This window comes from Paenibacillus sp. NRS-1760 (genome assembly GCF_050467785.1).
GTDB lineage: Bacteria > Bacillota > Bacilli > Paenibacillales > Paenibacillaceae > Pristimantibacillus.
On record NZ_JBITPK010000007.1, the window covers coordinates 428,712 to 450,832 of the forward strand.

At 47.4% G+C, this 22,121-nt stretch carries 18 protein-coding genes and 1 pseudogene; 10 read left to right on the forward strand and 9 right to left on the reverse strand.

Translation table 11 applies throughout. From position 1 onward, the window contains the following. Window positions 1–51: 51 nt before the first annotated feature. The 6 genes and pseudogenes from ACIFSR_RS05965 to ACIFSR_RS05990 all read left to right on the forward strand — a co-directional run. Window positions 52–198 (forward strand): annotated as a pseudogene (locus ACIFSR_RS05965) (HTH domain-containing protein); the annotation flags it as partial. Between the two features lie 150 nt (window positions 199–348). Further along, complete coding sequence (locus ACIFSR_RS05970) at window positions 349–2,082, forward strand: BglG family transcription antiterminator (protein WP_430055741.1); 1,734 nt, start codon at window positions 349–351, stop codon at window positions 2,080–2,082. A 2-nt stretch (window positions 2,083–2,084) separates the two neighbouring features. Then, window positions 2,085–2,522 (forward strand): PTS sugar transporter subunit IIA, encoded by a 438-nt coding sequence (locus tag ACIFSR_RS05975; RefSeq protein WP_339206377.1) that lies wholly within the window; start codon window positions 2,085–2,087, stop codon window positions 2,520–2,522. Continuing rightward, the gene (locus tag ACIFSR_RS05980; protein WP_430055744.1) at window positions 2,519–3,691 is read left to right on the forward strand and encodes a mannitol-1-phosphate 5-dehydrogenase; all 1,173 of its coding nucleotides are present in this window, start codon (window positions 2,519–2,521) and stop codon (window positions 3,689–3,691) included. Before ACIFSR_RS05975 ends, ACIFSR_RS05980 begins: the two co-directional genes overlap by 4 nt. A gap of 5 nt (window positions 3,692–3,696) precedes the next feature. Then, the gene (ptsP, locus tag ACIFSR_RS05985) at window positions 3,697–5,430 is read left to right on the forward strand and encodes a phosphoenolpyruvate--protein phosphotransferase (RefSeq protein ID WP_430055747.1); all 1,734 of its coding nucleotides are present in this window, start codon (window positions 3,697–3,699) and stop codon (window positions 5,428–5,430) included. After that, on the forward strand, window positions 5,423–5,683 hold the full coding sequence (locus ACIFSR_RS05990) for an HPr family phosphocarrier protein (RefSeq protein WP_339206371.1): 261 nt from the start codon (window positions 5,423–5,425) through the stop codon (window positions 5,681–5,683). Before ptsP ends, ACIFSR_RS05990 begins: the two co-directional genes overlap by 8 nt. Window positions 5,684–5,912: 229 nt before the next feature. Here ACIFSR_RS05990 and ACIFSR_RS05995 read toward each other — a convergent pair whose 3' ends face one another. Both ACIFSR_RS05995 and ACIFSR_RS06000 read right to left on the reverse strand, forming a co-directional pair. Beyond that, complete coding sequence (locus tag ACIFSR_RS05995; protein WP_430055749.1) at window positions 5,913–8,150, reverse strand: YhgE/Pip family protein; 2,238 nt, start codon at window positions 8,148–8,150, stop codon at window positions 5,913–5,915. Between the two features lie 76 nt (window positions 8,151–8,226). After that, entirely contained in the window at window positions 8,227–8,802 is a 576-nt protein-coding gene (locus tag ACIFSR_RS06000) for a TetR/AcrR family transcriptional regulator (RefSeq protein WP_076268486.1), read from the reverse strand. A gap of 243 nt (window positions 8,803–9,045) precedes the next feature. Between ACIFSR_RS06000 and ytxJ the strand changes: the two genes are divergently transcribed. Beyond that, the gene (gene ytxJ / locus ACIFSR_RS06005; RefSeq protein WP_076268487.1) at window positions 9,046–9,384 is read left to right on the forward strand and encodes a bacillithiol system redox-active protein YtxJ; all 339 of its coding nucleotides are present in this window, start codon (window positions 9,046–9,048) and stop codon (window positions 9,382–9,384) included. Between the two features lie 77 nt (window positions 9,385–9,461). Here the strand turns inward: ytxJ and ACIFSR_RS06010 are convergent, their stop codons facing one another. Further along, window positions 9,462–10,901 (reverse strand): amino acid permease, encoded by a 1,440-nt coding sequence (locus ACIFSR_RS06010; protein ID WP_430055750.1) that lies wholly within the window; start codon window positions 10,899–10,901, stop codon window positions 9,462–9,464. Between the two features lie 251 nt (window positions 10,902–11,152). On the opposite strand from ACIFSR_RS06010, the gene ACIFSR_RS06015 reads away from it, so the two are divergent. Beyond that, window positions 11,153–11,767, forward strand: coding sequence for a PH domain-containing protein (locus ACIFSR_RS06015; protein ID WP_430055751.1), 615 nt, complete (start codon window positions 11,153–11,155; stop codon window positions 11,765–11,767). Window positions 11,768–11,871: 104 nt separating this feature from the next. Then, entirely contained in the window at window positions 11,872–12,540 is a 669-nt protein-coding gene (locus ACIFSR_RS06020) for a hypothetical protein (protein WP_430055753.1), read from the forward strand. 761 nt (window positions 12,541–13,301) lie between these two features. Here the strand turns inward: ACIFSR_RS06020 and ACIFSR_RS06025 are convergent. From ACIFSR_RS06025 to ACIFSR_RS06050, 6 genes are all read right to left on the reverse strand, one after another. Then, window positions 13,302–14,528 (reverse strand): pyridoxal-phosphate-dependent aminotransferase family protein, encoded by a 1,227-nt coding sequence (locus ACIFSR_RS06025; RefSeq protein ID WP_430055756.1) that lies wholly within the window; start codon window positions 14,526–14,528, stop codon window positions 13,302–13,304. Further along, window positions 14,525–15,811 (reverse strand): allantoate deiminase, encoded by a 1,287-nt coding sequence (allC, locus tag ACIFSR_RS06030; RefSeq protein ID WP_430055758.1) that lies wholly within the window; start codon window positions 15,809–15,811, stop codon window positions 14,525–14,527. The genes ACIFSR_RS06025 and allC overlap by 4 nt, the downstream gene beginning before the upstream one ends. Window positions 15,812–15,839: 28 nt before the next feature. Continuing rightward, window positions 15,840–17,213 carry an allantoinase gene (locus ACIFSR_RS06035; protein WP_430055761.1) on the reverse strand — a complete coding sequence of 458 codons (1,374 nt, stop codon included), beginning with the start codon at window positions 17,211–17,213 and terminating at the stop codon, window positions 15,840–15,842. Window positions 17,214–17,419: 206 nt separating this feature from the next. Next, window positions 17,420–18,499 carry an ABC transporter substrate-binding protein gene (locus ACIFSR_RS06040; protein ID WP_339206355.1) on the reverse strand — a complete coding sequence of 360 codons (1,080 nt, stop codon included), beginning with the start codon at window positions 18,497–18,499 and terminating at the stop codon, window positions 17,420–17,422. Window positions 18,500–18,556: 57 nt separating this feature from the next. After that, window positions 18,557–19,411: an ABC transporter permease gene (locus ACIFSR_RS06045; protein WP_430056204.1), complete on the reverse strand. Its 855-nt coding sequence runs from the start codon at window positions 19,409–19,411 to the stop codon at window positions 18,557–18,559. A 41-nt stretch (window positions 19,412–19,452) separates the two neighbouring features. Next, window positions 19,453–20,214, reverse strand: a complete 762-nt coding sequence (locus ACIFSR_RS06050) for an ABC transporter ATP-binding protein (protein ID WP_339206353.1) — start codon at window positions 20,212–20,214, stop codon at window positions 19,453–19,455. A gap of 218 nt (window positions 20,215–20,432) precedes the next feature. Between ACIFSR_RS06050 and ACIFSR_RS06055 the strand changes: the two genes are divergently transcribed. After that, complete coding sequence (locus ACIFSR_RS06055; protein ID WP_430055765.1) at window positions 20,433–22,103, forward strand: PucR family transcriptional regulator; 1,671 nt, start codon at window positions 20,433–20,435, stop codon at window positions 22,101–22,103. The last annotated feature ends 18 nt before the right edge of the window (window positions 22,104–22,121 follow it).

The following is a 22,121-nucleotide window of genomic DNA, read 5'->3' on the forward strand; positions in this document are numbered from 1 at the left end:
TTCTTCTGCTAAGGAGGATAGCCTATCAAAGCCTCAACTAGGCAACGTCGAATTATCGAACTGCTGCTGAGTCAAAAGCAAGAAATTACCGCAGCCGATATCGCGTCCATTGTCGGTACGAGCACAAGGACGATCCATCGCGAGCTTGTCGATATCGAATCGTTACTTGCCGCAAACGGCATTGCACTTCACAAAATAGCAGGGCTTGGTATTCAAGTAGAAGCAGACTCGGATACTCTTGAGCGATTCAAACAATCGTTTGAGCCATCTGATTACTTTGAATATTCGGCTGAAGAACGAAAAATCGTTATTCTCTGCAGGCTGCTTGAGCATGACGAGCCGATAAAGATGTTTGCTCTCGCCCATGAGCTGCGCGTAACGATGCCGACCATCAGCCATGATCTCAATGAGCTGGAGGAACTGATTAATAAACACGGGATGACCCTTGTTCGCAGAAGAGGGTATGGCGTTGAAATTATTGGATCTGAAGAAGATAAGCGTCATTCAATTAGTTTGCTTGCCATAAATCATCTCGACGATTCCGATTTATTCGGTCAATTCAAGAACCTTACAGTCTCAAACCCGATCACAGCACAGCTGCTCGACATGATCGGCAAAGAAAACTTTAAGCGGCTCGAGCATGCGCTATGGGAACTAAATGACGAATGGCCACACACGTTGTCCGAATCTAACTATACAAGATTGCTTATTAAGCTGTCGGTTGCGTTAACCCGAATAGAGAACAACTGCTTTGTCACAGCAAGCGAATATCGTCATTCTGATGAAATCATTCCATTGCTGCGAAGCTTGCTGGGTGTGCTCAATCTACAGCTCCCAATAGAAGAAAAAACGTATCTTTCACAACTGCTAAATAGCGAAGCTTTTCTAGATAACGGCCTGTTGATTCATCATGAAGATATGCCGACCATTGAAGGCGTCAGGCTGCTCATCCGTTATGTAGAGGATCAGCTAAACATGTCGCTCATGGAGGATCGGTCGCTGGAAGAAGGACTTATTCAGCATATAAAACCAGCCTTTCAGCGCATTAAGGATGGCATCGCTATCCGCAATCCGATGTTAGTGTCGATCAAAAAAGATTACGCTATATTGTTTTCCATTGTTCAAAGCGCTGTACAACAGGTTTATCCGCTTCTACAAGTGCCTGACGAGGAGATCGGTTATATCGTTATGCATTTTGGTGCTTCCCTTGAGCGGTTAAAGCCTTTTCCAAGAAAAATAAGAGCTGTTCTCGTTTGTACGAGCGGCATCGGTTCATCCAAGCTTTTAGCTGTCAAAATCGTTAACGTACTGCCGCAAATCGACCTGATCGGTCATTATTCATGGTATGAAGCGACAAGGCTTCCGCCTAGCCGCTATGATTTGATCATTTCAACTGTTGATTTGCCGCTAGAGCCGGATCGCTATATTAAGTTGAGTCCTCTGCTCACGCCGGAAGAAACAAATAAGCTTCGCAGCTATATAGAGGGCACAACCTTGAAGAAGGTCACCCCCTCGCTATCAGCAAACGAAGACACGGCAGGCCAGTCTCCTCTGGATCGTTTGCTGCAGCTTCAGCTATATTCCGGCATCGTTCTTCAGCTGCTTGACGGGTTCCATGTGCATGATTTAACACTGTTGCCAGATCAAAATCGATTGGACCACCAGCTGCCGAGTATGCTTTCCTTAATCGGAAAGCCATATATCGATGCAAATCGCGAAAAAATAGCCGATCAGCTGCTCGCAAGAGAGCTGCAAGGAAGCCTGGTCATACCAGATACCGAGCTTGCCCTGCTTCATACACGCAGTGAATGGATTAAAGAGCCGCTGCTTGCTTTATATCGATATGATCGAACTTTGCAGCTAGGCGAGGATGAAGATGCGCAGGCCAAGCACCTGTTGATGATGCTCGGCCCTCTCAAGCTTGATTCCTATAACCTTGAGCTGCTAAGTGAAATTAGCGCAATGCTGCTGCTGCCGGATCTGCTTACTTTATTAGCGCATGGTGATGCGGCAAGCATTAAGCTGTTTATCTCAAAGAAGCTGGAACAATATATAAAAACCAAATTGGATTGGAGAGAATAATCATGACCATTCTATCTACAGAGAAAGTAAAATTAAACGTTAACCTTAAGGACAAATACGAAGCGATCCGCATGGTTGGACAAATGCTTGTTGACGCAGGGCATGCTCCGCAGTCGTATATCGACAAAATGATTGAGCGCGAGGAGTCTCTATCCACTTATATTGGCGGAGGGCTTGCCATGCCTCATGGCACGAACGAATCGAAAGCACTTATTAAATCTACAGGCATGGCCATTATTACCGTACCGGCTGGCGTAGACTTCGGCGGCGAAGAGCCTGCTCAATTAATCATCGGCCTAGCGGCTGTCGGCGACGATCACCTTGATATTTTGACCAATGTTGCTGTACTCGTGTCTGAGGAAGAAGATATGCAGCGCATCTTGAACGCTTCTTCGGAGCAAGAATTGATTTCTATCTTTGAATCGGGGATGGAATCATGAAGGCCGTTCACTTCGGCGCAGGCAACATAGGCAGAGGTTTTATCGGTTTGCTGCTGCATAACGCGGGCTACGAGGTATGTTTTGTTGATGTAAATGATACGCTTGTCTCGCAGCTGCAGGAAAAAGGACAATATGCGGTTAAGATTGCAAACGAGCAAGGCGACACGTATCTAGTTGACCATATAACTGCTATTGACGGTAAAAATATAGATTTAGTCGCTAAGACTATCGCAGAAGCGGATATCGTCACAACCGCTGTTGGCGTATCGGTACTGAAGCACATTGCCGCTGCGGTTGCTAAAGGAATTGAGCTTAGAATCGAGAGCGGCAAAGCCGCTCTTCCGGTTATTGCGTGCGAGAATGCCCTTGGCGGCAGCACGATTTTGAAGCAATTCGTATATGGCCATCTATCTGCGGATGTACAGGCGAAAGCCGATCAGCATATCGTTTTCCCTGACGCCGCCGTTGACCGTATCGTTCCGCTGCAGCAAAATGAAGACCCACTTGAAGTTATGGTCGAGCCTTTCTATGAGTGGACTGTAGAGCGTTCCCCATTGCTTAATTCGCTTAAGGAAATTGACGGAGTACACTACGTTGATCAACTGGAGCCGTATATCGAGCGCAAGCTGTTCACTGTTAATACAGGGCATTGCGTTGCAGCGTATCACGGTTTCCTTAAAGGCTGCGAGACGATTCAAGAAGCGATGAACAACAAAGAGGTATTGGCAGAGGTACGAGGCGCATTGCAGGAATCAGGAGCTGCGCTTATCAAAACGTATCAATTCGATGAAAAAGAGCATGCGCTTTATGTTGAGCAAATTTTGGAGCGCTTTGTTAATCCTTACTTGGTAGACGAGGTTGTTCGAATCGGCCGCTCGCCTATTCGCAAAATTTCTCCTAATGACCGTCTAGTTAGACCGGCCTCATTAGCTTATAAATTTGGCATGCCTGCCATTCATTTGACCACGGCTATGGCAGCGGCTTTACATTTTAATGCTGCAGATGATCCCGAGGCTGCCGAGCTGCAAGCTTCCATTAAGGAAATAGGCCTTCATTCTACGATAACAAAATATACAGGTTTAGATGAGCAGCATCCGCTTCATATACAAGCGGCAGAGCATTACCGCAAGCTGGAGCAATCACTTCAATCTGCGGCGAAAGGAGTCTGAAGTTAATGACATTAACACTTAAAGGGATAGCAGCATCACCGGGTATCGCCATTGCCCCGGTCTTCCATCTCGCATCCGAGCGTTTCATACCGACTGAGCAATCTGTGCAAGACAGTGTGCAGGAAATAGAAACGTTCCGCCGTGCTGTTGCAAGCACCCGTGAAGAGGTTGAAGCGATTCGTGCAAAAACAGAGGAGCGCCTCGGAGCAGACAAGGCCGAAATATTCGAAGGTCATCTGATGATTTTGGAAGATCCTGATTTCATTGAAGCGATTGAGCAAAAAATAGCCGAAGAATCCATAGATGCTCAATTTGCGCTCCATGAGATATCTAAACATTTTATCGACCTTCTGCAATCGATGGCTGATGAACTGCTAAGAGGACGCGCCGTTGATATTGAGGACGTATCCGGACGCATCATGAGTCATTTGCGCGGCGTTCCGCATACTGACCTAGCCAATCTGTCGGAGGAGTGTATTATCGTTGCGCGCGATCTGACGCCTTCAGATACTGCTCAGCTTAATTTGAACTTCGTACGCGGTTTTGTCACAGAAATAGGCAGCCGCACCTCGCATTCTGCCATTATGGCGCGGTCATTGGAAATACCAGCAATCTTAGGGATCGGCCAAGCGGTTCACGATATGAAAGAGCAAGCCGTTATTATCGTTGATGCGGCTGAAGGCATTGTCCTAATTGAGCCTACGGAAGAAGAGCTGGCAGCCTATCAAGAAAAGAAACAAAAGGATGATCTGCGCAGAGCGGAATTAAGCAAGCTGAAGGATAAGCTCACTTTATCCAAGGATGGCAAGCAAGTAGAGCTGGCAGCCAACATCGGCAGCTTGGAAGATATTCAGCGGGCAATCGACAACGGCGCCGAAGGAATTGGACTTTTTCGTACCGAATTCCTATATATGGGGCGCAGCTCCCTCCCAACGGAGGAGGAGCAGTTCACCAGCTACAAATATGCACTTGAGAAAATGAACCCTAAGCCAGTCGTCATCAGGACGCTTGATATAGGTGGAGACAAGGAGCTCCCCTACATGGAGCTGCCAAAGGAAAGCAACCCATTCTTAGGACAGCGCGCGCTGCGCCTATGTCTCGATAGACAAGACTTGTTCCGTACGCAATTGCGAGCGCTTCTCCGCGCCAGCCGCTACGGCAATTTGAAAATCATGTTCCCGATGATTGCCGTATTAGAGGAGCTCCTCGAGGCAAAGAAGCTGCTTGAGGAAGAAAAGCAGAAGCTAATCGCCGAAGGCGTACAGCTTGCCGAGCATATCGAAATTGGCATGATGGTCGAAATTCCAGCCGCGGCAGTCGCTGCCGATCTTTTTGCTCCTGAAGTTGATTTCTTCAGCATCGGCACTAATGATTTGATTCAATATACAATGGCGGCAGACCGTATGAACGAAACAGTATCGTACCTGTACCAGCCATGGCATCCATCCTTGCTTCGCCTCATCAGCTTCGTCATTCAAGCGGCAGAGAAGGAAGGCAAATGGGTGGGCATGTGCGGCGAGATGGCAGGCGATCATACGGCAATCCCTTTACTACTTGGTCTTGGCCTGCATGAATTCAGCATGAGCGCAGGTTCGATTCTGCAAGCAAGAGAGCTGATTGGACAGCTCGACCAGTCCGAATGGTCAGTTCATGCCAATCAAGCACTGACTATGCGGAGCACTCAGGAAATTACACAATTCGTAGAACGCACAAGAAACGGAGTGATTCATCATGATTAGCAAAACTTACACTATCATCAATCCGACGGGCTTTCATGTACGCCCAACTAAAACCTTCGTCCAAACAGCAAACACCTTTCCTTGTAAAATCAGCGTCATTGCCAAAGGCAAAAAAGTAAACGGCAAAAGCTCGCTTAGCATGCTGACACTTGGTATCGCGATGAATGAAGAAGTGACTTTGGAAATTGACGGTGAACAGGAAGAGCAAGCGCTCGAGACGCTTGGTCAATTGCTCACTGAAATTCACGAATAGCAGATAATTAACGGCTGGCCGAATGAGAAGAGATCATCTTAAATGATCCCTTCCAAAATGGTCAGCCGTTTTTGTATATGACTGTGCGGAGTTAGTCCGGCTCACCTCACTTCCTTGCGCTACATTTGCATACAAAAAAAGACGCTCTCATCCACTTTTCATCGTGTTTGAGAGCGTCTTTGCATATTAGGCTGTACCACGGATTATCCGAGACTAGCCCTTTTTTAAATTAAACAGATGCCGGAACTGCTGGTTCCATCTTATCATCCTTCGTTTTCCGATGGGACAAAGTAAAGTACAGATAAGAAAGTACTGCGAACAGAATAGCAATGCCCGCCATAATTGCAACATATCCAGCCATCGAGCTGAAATCTCCGCTTGAGATAATATCTCTAAAGCCTTTAACCGAGTAAGTCATTGGCAGGAACGGCGATACTTTTTGCAACCATCCAGGTACAAGTTCGATAGGGAATGTGCCCGCAGAGCTTGTTAATTGGAAGATAAGCAAAATAACTGCGATAAATCGTCCCGGATTGCCCATTGAAGCAACTAGGAATTGAATAATCATCATAAACGTAATGCTGGTTAGTATGGAGTACATGACGAACAAGCCCATGCTTTGCACTTCCAGCTTCAGCACATAAATAAGAGCAGCATCCGCAATCAATGCCTGAATGGTACCGATTAGCGCTAAAGTGAGTGCTTTACTCAAAAACCAGCTCCAGCCGTTAACTGGACGAACAGCCGGTTCACGAACCGAATATACAATCGTTAATAGCATAGCTCCGACATATAATCCAAGCGATAGGAAATACGGCGCAAGACCCGTACCGTAGTTATCTACCTTCGTTACTTTCTCTACATCAAGCTTCACTGGATCGGAGAACATATCCACCATCGTATCGGTCAGCTTTAGATCAGACGTCTTATCCGACGCTTCATTCAGCTTGCCAGACAACTCCTGAGTGCCATCCTCCAATTTCAACAAACCTGAAGCTACTTGCTGCGCACCATCCTCCAGCTCTACTGAACCATTAACGAATGGCGTAATGCTTGAGGACAACTGTGAAAGTCCAGACGTAAGCGTTGCTGCCCCGCTGTTCAGCTTTTTGGCACCTGCTGCAAGCTTTGTTCCGCCGGCACTTGCTTCAGCAAGCTTGGAGCCGAACTGATTCATGCCGGTTGAAAATTTCTTCGCACCAGCGACTACCTGCTCTGCCCCTGCACCAAGCTGTTTACCGCCGGCCGCTGCTTCCTCGACCTTCTTATCGAAGGTTCCAAGTCCATCAGATACTTTGACTAGGCCGTCGCTCAGCTTAGACGCCCCGTCTCTTAGCTGTTTCTGTCCTTCTGAAGACTTCTCCAGACCCGCCGCAAGCTCTCGGCTCGCTTTGAGCAAAGACGCAAAGCTTTCGCTCTCCGCCAGCTCAGGATTCGCCTGACCCAGCTGCGCCAGCCCATTCGCCAGCTGCGACGCTCCTGCCTTCAGTTGCTCCTCGCCCGCAGCTGATTCCTTAAGACCGCCCGCCAGCTGCCCCGCAGCCTGCTGCGCGTCCGACGCGCCTCCCGCCAGCTGTCCGCTCGCTCCGGCTAATTGCGACAAGCCGTCGCTAAGCTTCACCGCTCCGGCTCCGAGCGAGCCAGCGCCTTCACCAAGCGATGCCGCTCCCGCGCCAAGCTCCTTCTGCGCTGCCAGCAGCTGCGCCAGGCCGCTAGCCAAGTCATTCGTGCCCGTGCTAAGCTCGGCACTGCCTTTGCCAAGCGCCTTGCCGCCATCGTTCAGCTTAGCAACTCCCTCTTTGAGCGTAAGCGATCCGCTGACCAGCTTCGCTAAGTTTTTCTCGATGAGTACAGCTCCGTCCTTCGCCTTCGTCGTCCCATCAGCAATTTCACCTGCACCGTCGCTCGCTTTGCTTATGCCGTCCACGAGCTCCTCCATTTGCTCAAACACAGTGCGCGTATAAGCCGACGTCACTTCTTTGTTAAGCTCCATTTTCATGGTGTCGACTGCTTTACTGCCAATCTGAGAAGCTAAAAAGTTATAGCTCTCATTAGCTAAATACGTAAGCTTAGCCGGCGTTGGCTTATCTGAAGTTAAAGTGGTTGTTTTCTCCGAGAAATCAGAAGGAATCTCAATGGCCAAATAGTAGCTATGATCTTCCATTCCCGCCTCGGCTTCCCCTTTACTTACGAAATGCCATTCAAATTTTTCATTTTCCTTTAGCTCTGCCTCAAAATCATCGCCAATATGCATCATCTCGCCGTTAAATTCATACCCTTTATCCGCATTAACGACAGCTACCGGCATCTTATCCAAATTTCCGTACGGGTCCCAAAACGCCCCTAGAAACATCGATGAGTACATAACGGGAATCATCAGCACGCCAATTACCGATATCAACAACATTTTGTTGCGGCCGATTCCGGACAATTCTTTACCAAACTGCTTTAAACCTTTGAACTTCAAATCGTCCACTCTCCCAGTTACTGATTGACCATTTCTCTCATTCGGTCATTTCTTTGTGTAAAAAAAGGCATCCAGGTTATTCCGGAGCCAATCCTACTTGCATATAGAATCGCAATTTTTCCGCTACTTGCTGTTTGTTCAGCGGTTCATGCGTTTTTTTCCATTCTACCGTAAGCGCCATATACAAGCGGAGCATAACAAACGCAGTCATTTCTGGATCACAAGGCTTAATCTCGCCCTTATCGATCGCCAGTTGGATTTGATGTTGAATATAACCAACGACTGCCTTCTCTATTTGCTGTATACCCTCCAGCGCCATGGGCGTACCAATCTCGCGTACCTCATGCGATAGCTTAAGTGCAAGCTCATGTTCTTCCCGAAAATCGAGCAGCTGCTCGAGCGCAGCGTTCAAATTATCGAAGAATAACCGATTAGGATCAACAACCTTTTCTGCAACCTGCTTCATTTCAATAATAAGCTTCTTCATAATTTCGTGGAACAACTCTTCTTTATTCGTAAAGAACGTGTAGATCGTCCCTTTGCCCACATTCGCAATTTTCGCTACCTGATCCATGGTCGTCGCCTTATACCCAAACAATGCGAACGACTTCCCCGCAGCATTCACAATCTGCTGTCGTCGATCAATGGCCATTCCTTCACCTCCGAGCATTTCATTCCTTTATCCCTTTAAAAACTGACCAAAAAACTAAAACGGTCATTTCGACTTCCGTTATCATAGCACGCTCCAATTCCGATTGCAATACCCGATTCATACAATAGCCATATGGCTCAGGGCATAACGACAAAAAAATGACTTTACTCGTCAAAAAGCGCTATACTATATGTACGGTTTTAATTAATTTCTGCACAGCAGATTAAAAGGAGTGTTCCCCTTATGTCATACAAAGAAATCACGTCCATTGAAGAATGGAACAACGTCTACGAAGCATCAGCTACTCGTCCACTCGTTATATTCAAACACAGCACAACTTGCCCGGTCAGCGCTAACGCTTACCAAGAATTCAATCAATATCTTGATGGAAAACCAAGAGAAGATGTGGAATACGTGCTTGTAAAAGTTATCGAATCGCGTCCGGTTTCCAACCAAATCGCTGAAGATACTTCCGTTAAGCATGAGTCCCCGCAAATTATTTTTATCGAGAAAAAAGAAAAAGTGTGGACGACGTCCCACTGGTCGATTACTAAAGCTCATATTACGGCTGTGCTCGACTAATTTTTTTATAAATTTTATTAAAAAAAGCTTCCAGCCTAATGCCTCAGCGCATAACGGTTGGGAGCTTTTTTTTCATACTAATCCTCCGGATCTAACTTACATTCTGCCAGCGTCAGCATTCGAGTACGATACTTCCATTTGTGTCCGATAAAGATGGCAAGGAAAAGGGGAATGCCGATGTAGGAGGCGAAAATATAAGCCCAATCAATACGGCCATCCTTGAGCGCGCCGATAAACTGACCGCCAATCACAACAATACAGAGCAGCATAGCTAGGATCGGACCAAACGGAAACCATTTCGCCAAATAGGCCAGATCCTCAAGCTTGTGGCCTTGTGATACATAAGCTCTGCGAAAGCGGTAATGGCTAATCGCAATGCCAAGCCAAACGATAAAGCCAGACATCCCCGAAGCATTCAGCAGCCATACGTAGACGACGCCGTCACCGAAGAAGGAAGCTAAGAAAGCGAGCATGCCAAGAGCCCCCGTCGCAAGGAGCGCCGCTACAGGAACCCCGCGCACGTTCAGCTTAGCCAGAAAACGAGGGGCTTTCCCCTCCTTCGCCAGCACCCAAAGCATCCGCGTAGAGGCATACATACCGGAATTGCCTGCTGACAATACCGAGGTCAAAATGACCGCATTCATAATTGAAGCCGCTACGGCAAGACCTGCTCTCTCGAAAATGATCGTAAATGGACTCGTTGAAATGTCCCCGCTCGCGAGCTGCGCGTTTGAATAAGGGATCAACATGCCAATTAGCAATATCGCCAATATGTAGAACAAGAGGATTCTCCAAAAAATAGAACGGATGGCACGCGGGATATTCTCGCGAGGATTCTCACTTTCTCCAGCCGTTACTCCAATTAGCTCCGTTCCTTGAAAAGAGAAGCCCGCAGCCATAAACACGCCTAACGTAGCTAAAAAACCAGCAGGAAACGGATTGTCCGTCAGATTGCTTATGCCAACTGCTTTCCCATTCCAAATGCCAATCACCATCATCAAGCCGATAGCGATAAACACGATTACCGTTACAATTTTGATCATGGCAAACCAGTATTCCGATTCGCCGTAACCCTTAACAGACAGAAGGTTAAGGCTAAGCATTAACAATAGAAATAGACCGCTCCACAAAATAGACGGACTGTTCGGAAACCAAAACTTCATAATAAGCGTGGCTGCAGACAACTCCGCCGCAATCGTTATCGCCCAGTTGTACCAATAGTTCCAGCCAAGTGCAAAACCAAGCGAAGGATCAACAAAACGTGCTGCATAGGTGCTGAACGTTCCAGACACAGGCATATAGGTAGCCATTTCCCCTAAGCTTGTCATCAGAAAATATACCATTATGCCAATCAGCGTATAAGCAAGCACCGCTCCTCCCGGCCCAGCAGAGTGAATGGCACCGCCACTCGCAAGAAACAAACCCGTACCAATAGAACCTCCAAGCGATATCATGGTCATATGCCGAGCCTTCAAACCTCTGCGCAGCGTGTTCGAATCCTCTCGTTGCTCACTCATTGTCACGTTCCTCCTTTCCATCTCCTCAGTTTGTTGAATTTTCCGTATTTTATCCATCCGATAAAAAATTTAAGAAAGATAAGCCTCTCTATATACACGCAGCAAAAGTTTGTGAATAAGCCGCTAATAAAATAGATGATTATCCATTATCACACTGCGCTAAAATACGACAAATGGACTATCATAATTTCCATTTTTTAATATATAATGAATAGGTGTGAATTCCACGCAACGATGAGAGGAATGGTAAAATGTTTGGTAAATTAGCAGCAGATGCCCTTGGAATAAGTGATATTGGCGCGATCATCAAGCCCGCAGATTTCAGCAAAGCCGATTCTGACGATTACGTTATGCATGAGGATAACGAGAAAATTTATTTTCTCATTAAGTCAAAAACCGACGAATATTGCTTCACAAACCTTGCACTCATTCATTTGGACGGCAAAAGCGCACTAAGCAAAAAACGGACATTGAAGCGTTACTCTTACAGTGCTAATCAAATTTCGCAAGTTGCATTAGAAACAGCTGGAACAGTCGATCTCGATGTTGAAATCAAGTTCACGATTGGCTCAGTGCCATTCTCCATTGATGTCAACAAGAAGCATATCGAAGAGCTGAAAGACCTTTATAAAGCACTTATCAAAATCTCAGAAATTACACGCGAGAACGAAATCTCGCTTGAATATGCAAGACGCAGTCTGGATCTCGCATCCACAACGTTGCAGCAAATCCATAAAGGCGACTTCAACGTCGTCGAACAATTCGACGGACTGAACAAATCCGCGTTCAACTGGCTTGTAAATACACACAAGCAATATCGCATCAAGGATTTTGGCGCTATTTTTGAGCGTTATATCAATAACTAGTTAAGAGGCCAATTTCATACGATACGAAAAAAGACGAAGAACGTCCTTCTGCTCATGGCAAAGGGACGTTCTTTTTTTGTCCAAATATAAGGAGGGAACACAACATGCACACTTTTGAACATATGCACACACTTTTTATTGAGAAACATTTAGAAAAGAGATGCGGTGAACGCAAAGCGAGATTATTAAGAGGACACAGCTATGGCGAGAAGCTCCTTCTTCAAAATGTATGGTGGCCGGTATTCGGCAATTTTGATTACCTGCACCCAGAATATGAAGTCTATGATCGGAACCGCAAATCGTATTTTCTTGATTTTGCATTTCTCCCGCCTTTTGGGCGTTTTGATTTAGAATGCGACGGGTTTCAGTCTCATGTCAAAGACATGGATCGAGAGAAATTCAGCTACTCACTTAATCGTGACACTTTCTTAACTGCATTAGGCTGGAAAATGATCCATTTTTCTTTTGACGATATTAAAGATCGACCAGAAATATGCCGCTCCTTACTTCAGCTCGTTATCGGACCTTATTTATTGCATAAAGTAAATATAAATCCTGTTTCAAAAATTGAAAAAGATTTGCTCCTACTCGCATGGCAGCTCGGTCGCCCTATTCGTCCAATTGATGTTTGCAACGCGTGGAAGCTCAACTTCCGCACAGCCCGCAAGCTCCTTGCTGGACTAGCTGACAAAGGTTGGCTCCAATCCGTATCCAAAGGTAGAACCATCAGATATTATGAGCTAAAAAAAGACACGCTTGAGCTCTTATTCTAATATAGCGTAGTGAGGGAATCATGATCAGCATTGCATTTCACTAGTAAACAGCTAATCGGAATTGTGAATTATGGTAGTGATTGCGCTAGTTAATTATGCTAGTTAACTGCAACAGTACATCGCGCTAGTGATCGTGCTATTTAATCACCCTTGTGAATTAAGCTATCCTGTAGAAATGCAGGATAGCGGCTGGATTAGCTCAATTCGGAGCATCTATGTTGTATTTATACCATATAGCATCTCATTTACAAGCTTGCAATACCGAATTACGAGCTAGTTCCTGCAGAAATACAGGATAGAGAGGTTTTACTTCTAAATTAGTGTAAGTTACTGCAAATGTGCAGGATAGCCGCATCAATACAACTAGTTAGCCAAATAGACTATAGTCATCAACCGTCAGCAACTTTGAGCAACAATCACGGTACGGGATAGTGAGAAAATTCATTTAAAACTAAGGTCCAAAGTCTAAAAGAATAAACTCATCCAATAAAAAATCTATAAATCATTTCGTTTCGGTTCAAAACTAGCAGCCCCCACTCACCTTTAATAAAGAAGCACGCTGTTTAATCTACATCTTATATAAATCCACAGCTGCCTGCAGTGCCAGCCGGCTCCCTAACGAGCAAAGACATCAAAACCTAAAGACCAAAGTGCCAAAAACTAAAGCCCACCCAACTAAAATTAAAGCTACAAATCATATTGCTTTTGATCCAAAACAAACAGCCCGCTCTCACCTTATACAAGGGAGCAAGCCGTTTGATCTACATCCCATAAACATCCATAGCCGCCTGCAGTGCCAGGCCTGCTTCCAACTGATGACCATGTCGCAGCAGAACGGCTTCCAGCGCGCCGAGCGTAAGCAACACGTTGCGCTTGCTGCAGCTGTAGCCCATCGTGCCGATGCGCCATATTTTCCCCTTCAAGGGACCGAAGGAGCTGGCGATCTCGATGCCGTAATGATCAAGCAGCATCGAACGTACAGATTCTCCGTCTATGCCAGCCGGAATTTCAATACAAGTAACGACGGTCATTTTGCAGGCGGGGTCGCCGTAGAGACGCAAGCCCATTGCCTCCAAACCAGCAACCAATGCCCCTTCATGCTCACGATGCCGTGCAAAACGCGCCTCCAGCCCCTCTTCCAGCACGAGCCGCAGCCCTTCACGAAGCGCATAAAGCATGGACGTCGCTTCCGTATGATGATTGAGCCGAGCCGGACTCCAATAATCTTGCAGCTGACTTAAATCCAAATAGTTGCTTTGAATCGGGCGCAGCAGCGGGTCATCCTCGTCGTCAGCGAGAAGCAGCCCTCTTTCAACCTTTTTGCGGCTGAGCAGCTTCACCTCTGCACGTTTATTGTACGTAATCGGCGCCATGCCTGCCGGTACGGATAAACACTTCTGCGTGCCGCCAATTACCGCATCGATGAGCAGCCGGTCAGTCGCTACCTCAATACCGCCAATTGTCGCAACAGCGTCCACGACGAAGAGCGCATTCGCTTCCCTGCACGCTTGCCCGATGCCTTCGAGCGGCTGCATTCTTCCCGTTGATGTCTCGCCATGCACAAGAGCTACGACATCAGGCTGATGCTCCTTTATGGCATTAACTATTTCCTCCGTTAAAAATACACTGCCCCAATCTTTCTCCAGCGTTACAACCTCAGCACCGCAGCGCTTCGCAATCTCGGTCAGCAAATGACCGAAGCGTCCATAAATCGGCACAAGCACCTTATCGCCAGGCTCGATCAAGCCTACGAGAACAGCCTCTATCCCCGATCTCGACGTCCCATCCACAGGGAATGCCCATTCATTATCAGTCTTAAATAATTGGCGCAGCATCTCCATTGTTTCATTCATTAATGCCGTAAATTCTGGGTCAAATTGTCCCAATATCGGATACGACATCGCCCGCAGCACCCGCGGGTCCACCTCGACTGGACCTGGTGTCATAATCGTACGCGGTGATGGCGCCAAATCTTTGTATAGCTTCATAACTCTTCCCCCTCATAGCCTAGTCGATACAGCAGCTCTGTCAGCACAAGTACACCAACCGCAAGCTCCCGCGGCTCTGTATACTCCTCCGGTGAATGCGATATGCCTCGTCTACTTGGAACAAATAACATCGCAGTCGGACAAATATGCTCAAACATTTGTGCATCATGCCCCGCTCCGCTAACCATTCGTTTCGAAGAAATGCCCATTTCACCACAAATATGATCCATATGCCGTTTAAGCACCTCATTCATCGGAACCGGTTCTTCCCTAAACCACTCCGTCCCTTGAATCTGCAGTTGCCTCTCACCGGCCAATGCTGTAAATCGCTGTACGACCCAGCGGCAAAAGCTATCGAGAGCCTGTTCATTGGCATGACGCGCATCTACAGTAAATACAACCTTTCCCGGAACGACATTCGGTACATTCGGAAACACCTGCAGCCTGCCAGCGGTCGCCACTAATGGCGATCCAAGCCGCATGGCCTCTTGACGCAGCGCCCCAATCATCGCACTAACCCCTTCAAGCGCATCCCTGCGCATATGCATCGGAGTTGTTCCCGCATGATTCGATTCGCCAATGACTTCAAACTTCAGTCTTCGCTGGCCAGCAATTGTTTCCACTACACCGATAGCGACGCCTTCCTGCTCCAGCACCGCCCCTTGCTCGATATGGATCTCAATAAACGCGCCAATATCATGACGGCGGCTATCCCTGCCCGTTCCTTCGCCAAAGCCGCATTGCTGCATCGCATCCGCAAAAAATACATCTTGAGCATCCTGCAAATGGACAATTTGCTCAAAGTTTCGTTTGCCGGCGATGCTGCCCGATCCCCAGTAAGCCATCGGAAATCGGCTGCCTTCCTCTTCGCAGAGGGATACAAGCTCCAGCGTTCGCTTCGGCTTGCCGAATTGCTTTTGCAAATAATCAAGTGCCAGCAAACCCGCCGCAATGCCATAGGCTCCGTCATAATGCCCGCCTTGAATAACCGTATCAATATGTGAGCCCGTTATTATAGAAGGCGCATCCCGATCATCGCCTTGTAATTTTCCAAATAAGTTGCCAACGTTATCAAACTCCGTCGTTAGACCGCAGCTCTCCATTTTGAGCGCAAGCGCTTGCTGCGTCTCCAGCCATCCCTCGGTATAAAGCAGCCGCGTTATGCCGCCTTCTTCATCCGGGCTATATGTTGCCAGCCAATTTAATACTTGCATAACCTGCGTCTCGAAATACGATAATAGCCGTTCCTTCTCTCTCGGATGGGAAAGTACACTTCGCATCATAGCTGCTCCTCCTTCCATTAACTTAAACCTATTGCCTAACCCACTCGCCTTGCATACTCTCGCTTAACCCTTCCGATTCTTCATAGACAAGGCGACCCCTTACATAGGTAGCCTTTATTTTGCAATGAAGCTCTTCACCGACATATGGGCTATGCTTATGACGTTGATACAGCTGCTCCGCTTCCAGCGTATAAGACTTGTTCAAGTCAATTAGCACAAGGTCAGCGTCTGCACCGATGCGTATTTCACCCTTCGAATCTTGCAGTCCAAATCGTCTTGCCGGCCCGCTTGCCAACAGCTCGCTGATCAGCGTGAGCGGCAGCCCCCGCTTCACATGGCCTTCTCCCACAATGAGCTCTACTGAGCTTTGCGCTCCGGCGATACCGCCCCAAGCATCAAAGAAGTTGTCCGCCTCCTTCATCGAGGCTGGACAAGGCGAATGATCCGACGAAATCATATCCACTTGCCCTTCGGCAACGGCATTCCACAGCTTCGCCCGCTCCTTGGCATCTCGCAGCGGCGGAGAGCATTTCGCCACCGCTCCCTTACGGTCCAAATCAGCCGCTGTTAAAGCTAAATAATGCGGACAGGTTTCAACCGTAACGTTCATTCCGCGCTCACGCGCAGCCGTAATCAAATTAATGCCCGCCTCGCTGCTAATATGAACAAAGTGAAGCGCACAGCCCGTTTGCTCCGCATAAAATAGTGCCCGATTGATAGCCTCCAGCTCAGCAATAATAGGCCGCGATGCCACATAGTCAGCAGGCGTCAATCGTCCTTCCGCCCGCATCGCTTGACCAAGCTTAGCAACAATCGGCTCGCTTTCGGCATGAAGAGCTAGTACCTTGCCTAGACCCGCGATGATCTTCATGCCTTCGAGCAGCGTATAATCATCTACCTCTCGAAACGCATCCTCACTCGGATCACCCGGCGATGACATGAATGCTTTAAAACCAACCACTCCGGCTTCATCCAAAGGCGCAAGCTCATGCAGCTTGCCTGGCACCAAACCGCCCCAGATGGCATAATCCACATAAGACCGCCCATCTGCAGCCGCCAGCTTTTGGTGCATAGCATCCACAGTGACTGTAGGTGGAATGCCATTTAGCGGCATATCAATATAGGTGGTACAGCCGCCAGCCGCGAGAGCAGCGGACCCCGTCTCAAACCCTTCCCACCCTCCCAATCCCGGCTCATTCAAATGGACGTGTACATCAATCATGCCAGCCATAATCGTTAAGCCCGCCGCATCCACTACCGAATTCGCCTCTATATCATCGAGATTCTCGCCAAGCACAACAATACGTCCCGCTTTGATTCCTATGCCCAGCATTCGCACTTCATCCTTCAATACGACGCTGCCGTTTTTGATCAATACATCCAGTTTCTCTCGACCGACCATCTCACCCTCCGCCTTTCATTGCTCAGTCACTTTTATGCCGTTTATGAGCCGAATCTGCCAAATCGCGTAGCAGCTGCGCTGCTAATGAAATAGGGCCGCGGACAACGAGGTCCGCGGCCCTATTAACTACCTATTTGTGTAAAACTAATCATCTTCAGGAGATGAGCATGTTTTAGCCGCACTCTATTACTATTTCAGCTCTATTTCTATTTCAGTTCCGTAACTATCAAGCTTGCATCTACCTCTTTCAGCAGGCTCAGATCATGATAGGAAGCTGGAGCAGGAATCGATTTGATGTTGCCAACTGATTTCAGATACTCGCCGACAGCAGGTCCGTTGCTTCCATTCACGTAGGTATCGCCAACTTCCATCGAATACACATTCCGTGACATAATTTGAGTCAGCTCTTCCTCACTAAGGTGCAGCTCAGGCGCTAATGTTTTAATCGCTTCCTCACGGTTGTCATTGATATAATCCGTCGCTTTCTTCAAAGCACGCAGGACAGCTTTTAAAGTGTTCGGGTTTTTCTTAAGGAAATCATCTGAAACTTGGATCGTCGTGTGCACGCTCATCCAATTCACATCACCTTGCTTGTCAGGAAGCTCGCTCTTCGTGCCGCTGAAGAGGAACTTGCCGCCGCCTTGAATCGCCTTCGTAATGAACGGCTCCCAAGCAGCCAGCGCATCGATGTCACCCTTCTCCAAAGCGACAACCGCGTCGCTCGGTGCAAGATTTACATATTTGATTTTGCTTGCGTCTACACCAAGCTCTTTAGCCATGTTATTGATTGCAATCGTAACGTCAGCGCCGCTTGGAATACCAATCGTCTTGCCTTCAAGATCCTTCGCGCTCTTCAGCTCAAGCTTGCTTGAACCTACAACCGCTTGCGTGCCAGCAATTTGTGCGAGCGGCGCAATGATTTTGACCGGAATGTCTGTTGATTTCAAAATAATATCCATAAAGTTCGTTTGAATACTTACAGGTGCGCTGCCGCCGGCAACCATCGGTCCGATATCCGGTCCGCTCTCGATCAGTTGACTCGTTACATTAAGTCCTTCTTCCTTGAAGTAACCAAGCTTGTCGGCAATAATTTGCTGCGATGAGATTTGTGCATCACGAACACCAACTAGCGTTAGATCTTTCATCTCAAGCTCAGTGGATGCCGGCGCATTTGCATTTGCATTTGCATTTGCTGGCGCCTTCTCGTTGCCGCCGCACGCAGCAAGCACAAAAGTTAACGACGTAAGGACAATTGCAGATTTAAACCATTTTCCCGATTTTTTCATTGGTATTCCCTCCACTTATCTCTTTTTAGTTGTACTGCTTCAGCTTCGTATGTAGTGTTACTTCTCGATGGCATCTCGAAGTCCGCCTTTACGCCAAGCCATTACCCTCTTCTCAACCAGCTTGAGCAGGTAAGAGAACAAGCTATATTCCAAGCCAATCAGAATGATGGCAATGAACATATTCGATATTTTAAAATAATTTCTCGCATCTACGATGATGTAGCCAAGCCCTGATTTGGCCCCCATCATCTCGGAGACGATGAGCGCCGAGAAGGATAAGCCTAGACTCACCTGCGCGCCAACAAGAAAATTCGGAATAGCCGACGGCAGCATCACTCTCGTGAAAATTTGCCGCTCCGTTGCACCCAAGCTGAGCGCAGATCGGATCAGCGTGGAAGGCACCGACTTAAAGCCGTCCAGCGTATACACCAGCACCGGGATAAACGTTGTCCACGCAATAAGCAGAACCTTCGGAAACTCACCGATCCCGAACCAGATAATAAACAAGGGCAGCAGCGCCAAGGTCGGAATCGGGCCAACTAAGTTGAGAATGGGCGAAAACCATCGTTCAACCGTTTTGAACTTGCTCATGATGACGCCAACCCCTACCGCCACCGCACTTCCGATAACAAACCCAAGCGCAATTCGAATCGTACTAGAGATCAAGCTGTCTGTAATAATCCCAGTCTTCGCGAGCTCCCAGCCCTCCGATAGCAGCACGGTCGGTGCAGGAAGAAAGTTAGGATTAAAAAACTTTGCCGTTTCATTCACTCTAGAGAACAGCTCCCAAAAAACGAAAAACATTATGGATGGGAGAATGTTATATTTCTGAAAAAACTGATTTATTGCCGATGGCCGTTTGCCACGCGCCTGCTTGCTTATTACTGTCGTCCCCGTCCGTGAAGCCTGCATGTTTCCTGTGTCCTTCACGGTAGATAATTTGGCTCCGTTCATTATGACCCCACCTTTGCTTGCGCTAGCTCCAGATGCTCCTCATCCATAAGAACCCGTTCAATGCGGCTCATCATTTCGCCAAAACCAGCAGAATGGGAAGATCGCGGATGTTTAATTCCGACCTCAAAAATTTCTGCAATTTCACCATGCTTCATCACGACAACACGATCCGCGAGATAAACCGCTTCGCTTATGCTGTGTGTCACGAACAGGATTGTTGGTTTGAGCTGACTGCAAATCTTTTGCAGCTCTACTCGCATCGTCTCTCGCGTCAGTACGTCCAGTGCGCCAAACGGCTCATCCATTAGCAAAATGTCCGGCTTGCTCGCAAGCGCCCTTGCAATGCCTACCCGCTGCTTCATGCCCCCCGACAATTCACCAGGATAATGTCCGGCGTATTGTTCCAGCCCTACCAGCTTCAGAAACTCCATTGCGGTTTCCTTCGCCTGTGCTTTTGGCATCTTCTGCACTTCTGGGCCGAAGGCAATGTTGTCCTTTATGGTCATCCAAGGGAATAAGGCATGATCCTGAAATACCATTCCTCTCGACTTGGAAGGCCCCTTAATTTCTTCTCCATCTACGGTAATCGCACCATCATCAGGCAGAAGGTAACCCGCAATCATATTTAACAGCGTCGATTTGCCGCATCCGCTATGGCCAAGTATGCAAATAAACTCATGCGAGTTAACTGTAAGATCTACATTTTTCAAAATCGTTCTGCTTCCAAAGCTTTTCCCAACCTGATTCACCACTAATTTCATTTGTACCAACCCCAATCCCTTGTTGTTGTCAGGTTATATAACACAAAATTGTTTTGTAGCTACATCATAATCCGAATCCATGTCATTGTCATTGTGCATAGTAGCTAAAAATATCCCATATTCCTTGCATAATCCGCACAATCATATATTTACACCCCGCTGCATAGATGATATATTGTGTCATATAATCTAACATAAAAAGCATTGGCGGTGTGGTTATGCTCCTAAAAGAACTCTTATCTCTCCCGGTATATGCGAATGCAAAAATACTTGCCGGACATGATGGCATGACAAATAGCGTCCAATCGGTCAACATCATGGACGCTCCAGATATTATTAACTATTTGAAACCGCAGGAATTGCTTCTTACGACGGGTTATGCGATGAAGGATCAACCAGAGGCTCTGCTCTCACTCGTCAAAAGCATGGCTGAATTCGGATGTGCCGGTCTAGCGATTAAGACCAAACGTTTTTTGCAGGAGGTGCCAAGCGATGTGCTTCAGTGTGCGGAAAAGCTGCACTTCCCAATTATCGAGCTGTCTCTGGCGCATTCGCTGGGTGATATATGCAACGACTCGCTTAGCCATATTTTGGAGAAGCGCACGGATGAGCTGCATTATGCATTGACGACACATAAACAGTTTTCACAAATGATCATGCAGGGCAAAAGCACCGTCGACGTCATCGAAGCATTGTCGCTTCTTATCGACTCCCCGGTTATGCTGATCAATCCACAAGGCGGACTTCTACATCGTTCAAACGCTATGACAACGGATTTGTATCTTGCATTATCGTCCGATCTTCAAGCAGAGCTGATCTCGCCCTCGCTGCACAGCTCTTACAGCATCCCATTTACTTCTCAAGCTTTCATTGGCGCACCTTTTACAGCTGTTGAGCTGTACCCCATTGTTACCTTTCAACTAGAAGGATTGTTGGTCGCTTTGACGAGCGACAGCAGCAAACACTTCAGCAACTTAACGAAACATGCAATGGAACAAGCCGCCAACGTCATCGGACTCGAGCTTATCAAGAAGCAAGCGGTCAAAGAGCGGTCGCGGCGTTATAAAAATGAGTTTTTCTCCGACTTTGTTGACGGCCTCATCACCTCTGAGCAAGAGCTTATTCATCGCAGCAAAAACTATGATTTGTTGAATCATCCCGTTTACGTCAGCATTGTCGCTAAGCGCGATACCTCTTTTGATTCTTTTCGTCCGCCAAGCGCACTCGAATCTGATGGCCGCTTTATATCCGAGCGTGACCGCCATTACAATGTGCTGAAAAGCGAATTTTCGAAGCTTGATTTGCGTTTTGTACTTTTTACAAAAAACGAATACTTCTGCTTCCTTATCGCACTTAAGGCAAATCAAGATGCTGCCAAAGGCACCGAAGATAAGTTTTTAGGGCAGCTGAAGCAAATGGTGTTTTGCCTAAGCGAGCAGCACGGCATCCCCATCTCGATTGGCATCGGGAATCCGGTATCACAACTTACACATGTGCCTTTATCCTATAAGGAAGCAATCGAAGCGCTGCAAACAGGCTACGACGCGCGAAAGAAGCAGTTTGTCCAACCTTACCGCGCCAAAGATTTCAGCAACTTGCTGCGGATGATCCCAAAGGAGGAGCTCAAGGAATATTACGAGGAGACGTTCAAGGATTTATTAAGCATTGAAGGCAAGGAGCGCAGCGATTTAATGAAGACGCTCAGCACCTTCTACGATACGCATTGTCAGCTTGCCGAAACGGCAAAGCAGCTGTTCGTGCATCGCAACACCGTCACCTATCGCCTCGAAAAATGCGAAAGGCTCACCGGCCGCGATTTGCGTGATCCCGTGGAGAGCCTTCGCTTCCGCACCGCATTTTCGATGCAGTTGATGTTCATGACAGATTAAGTGCAAACTTGAGCAATC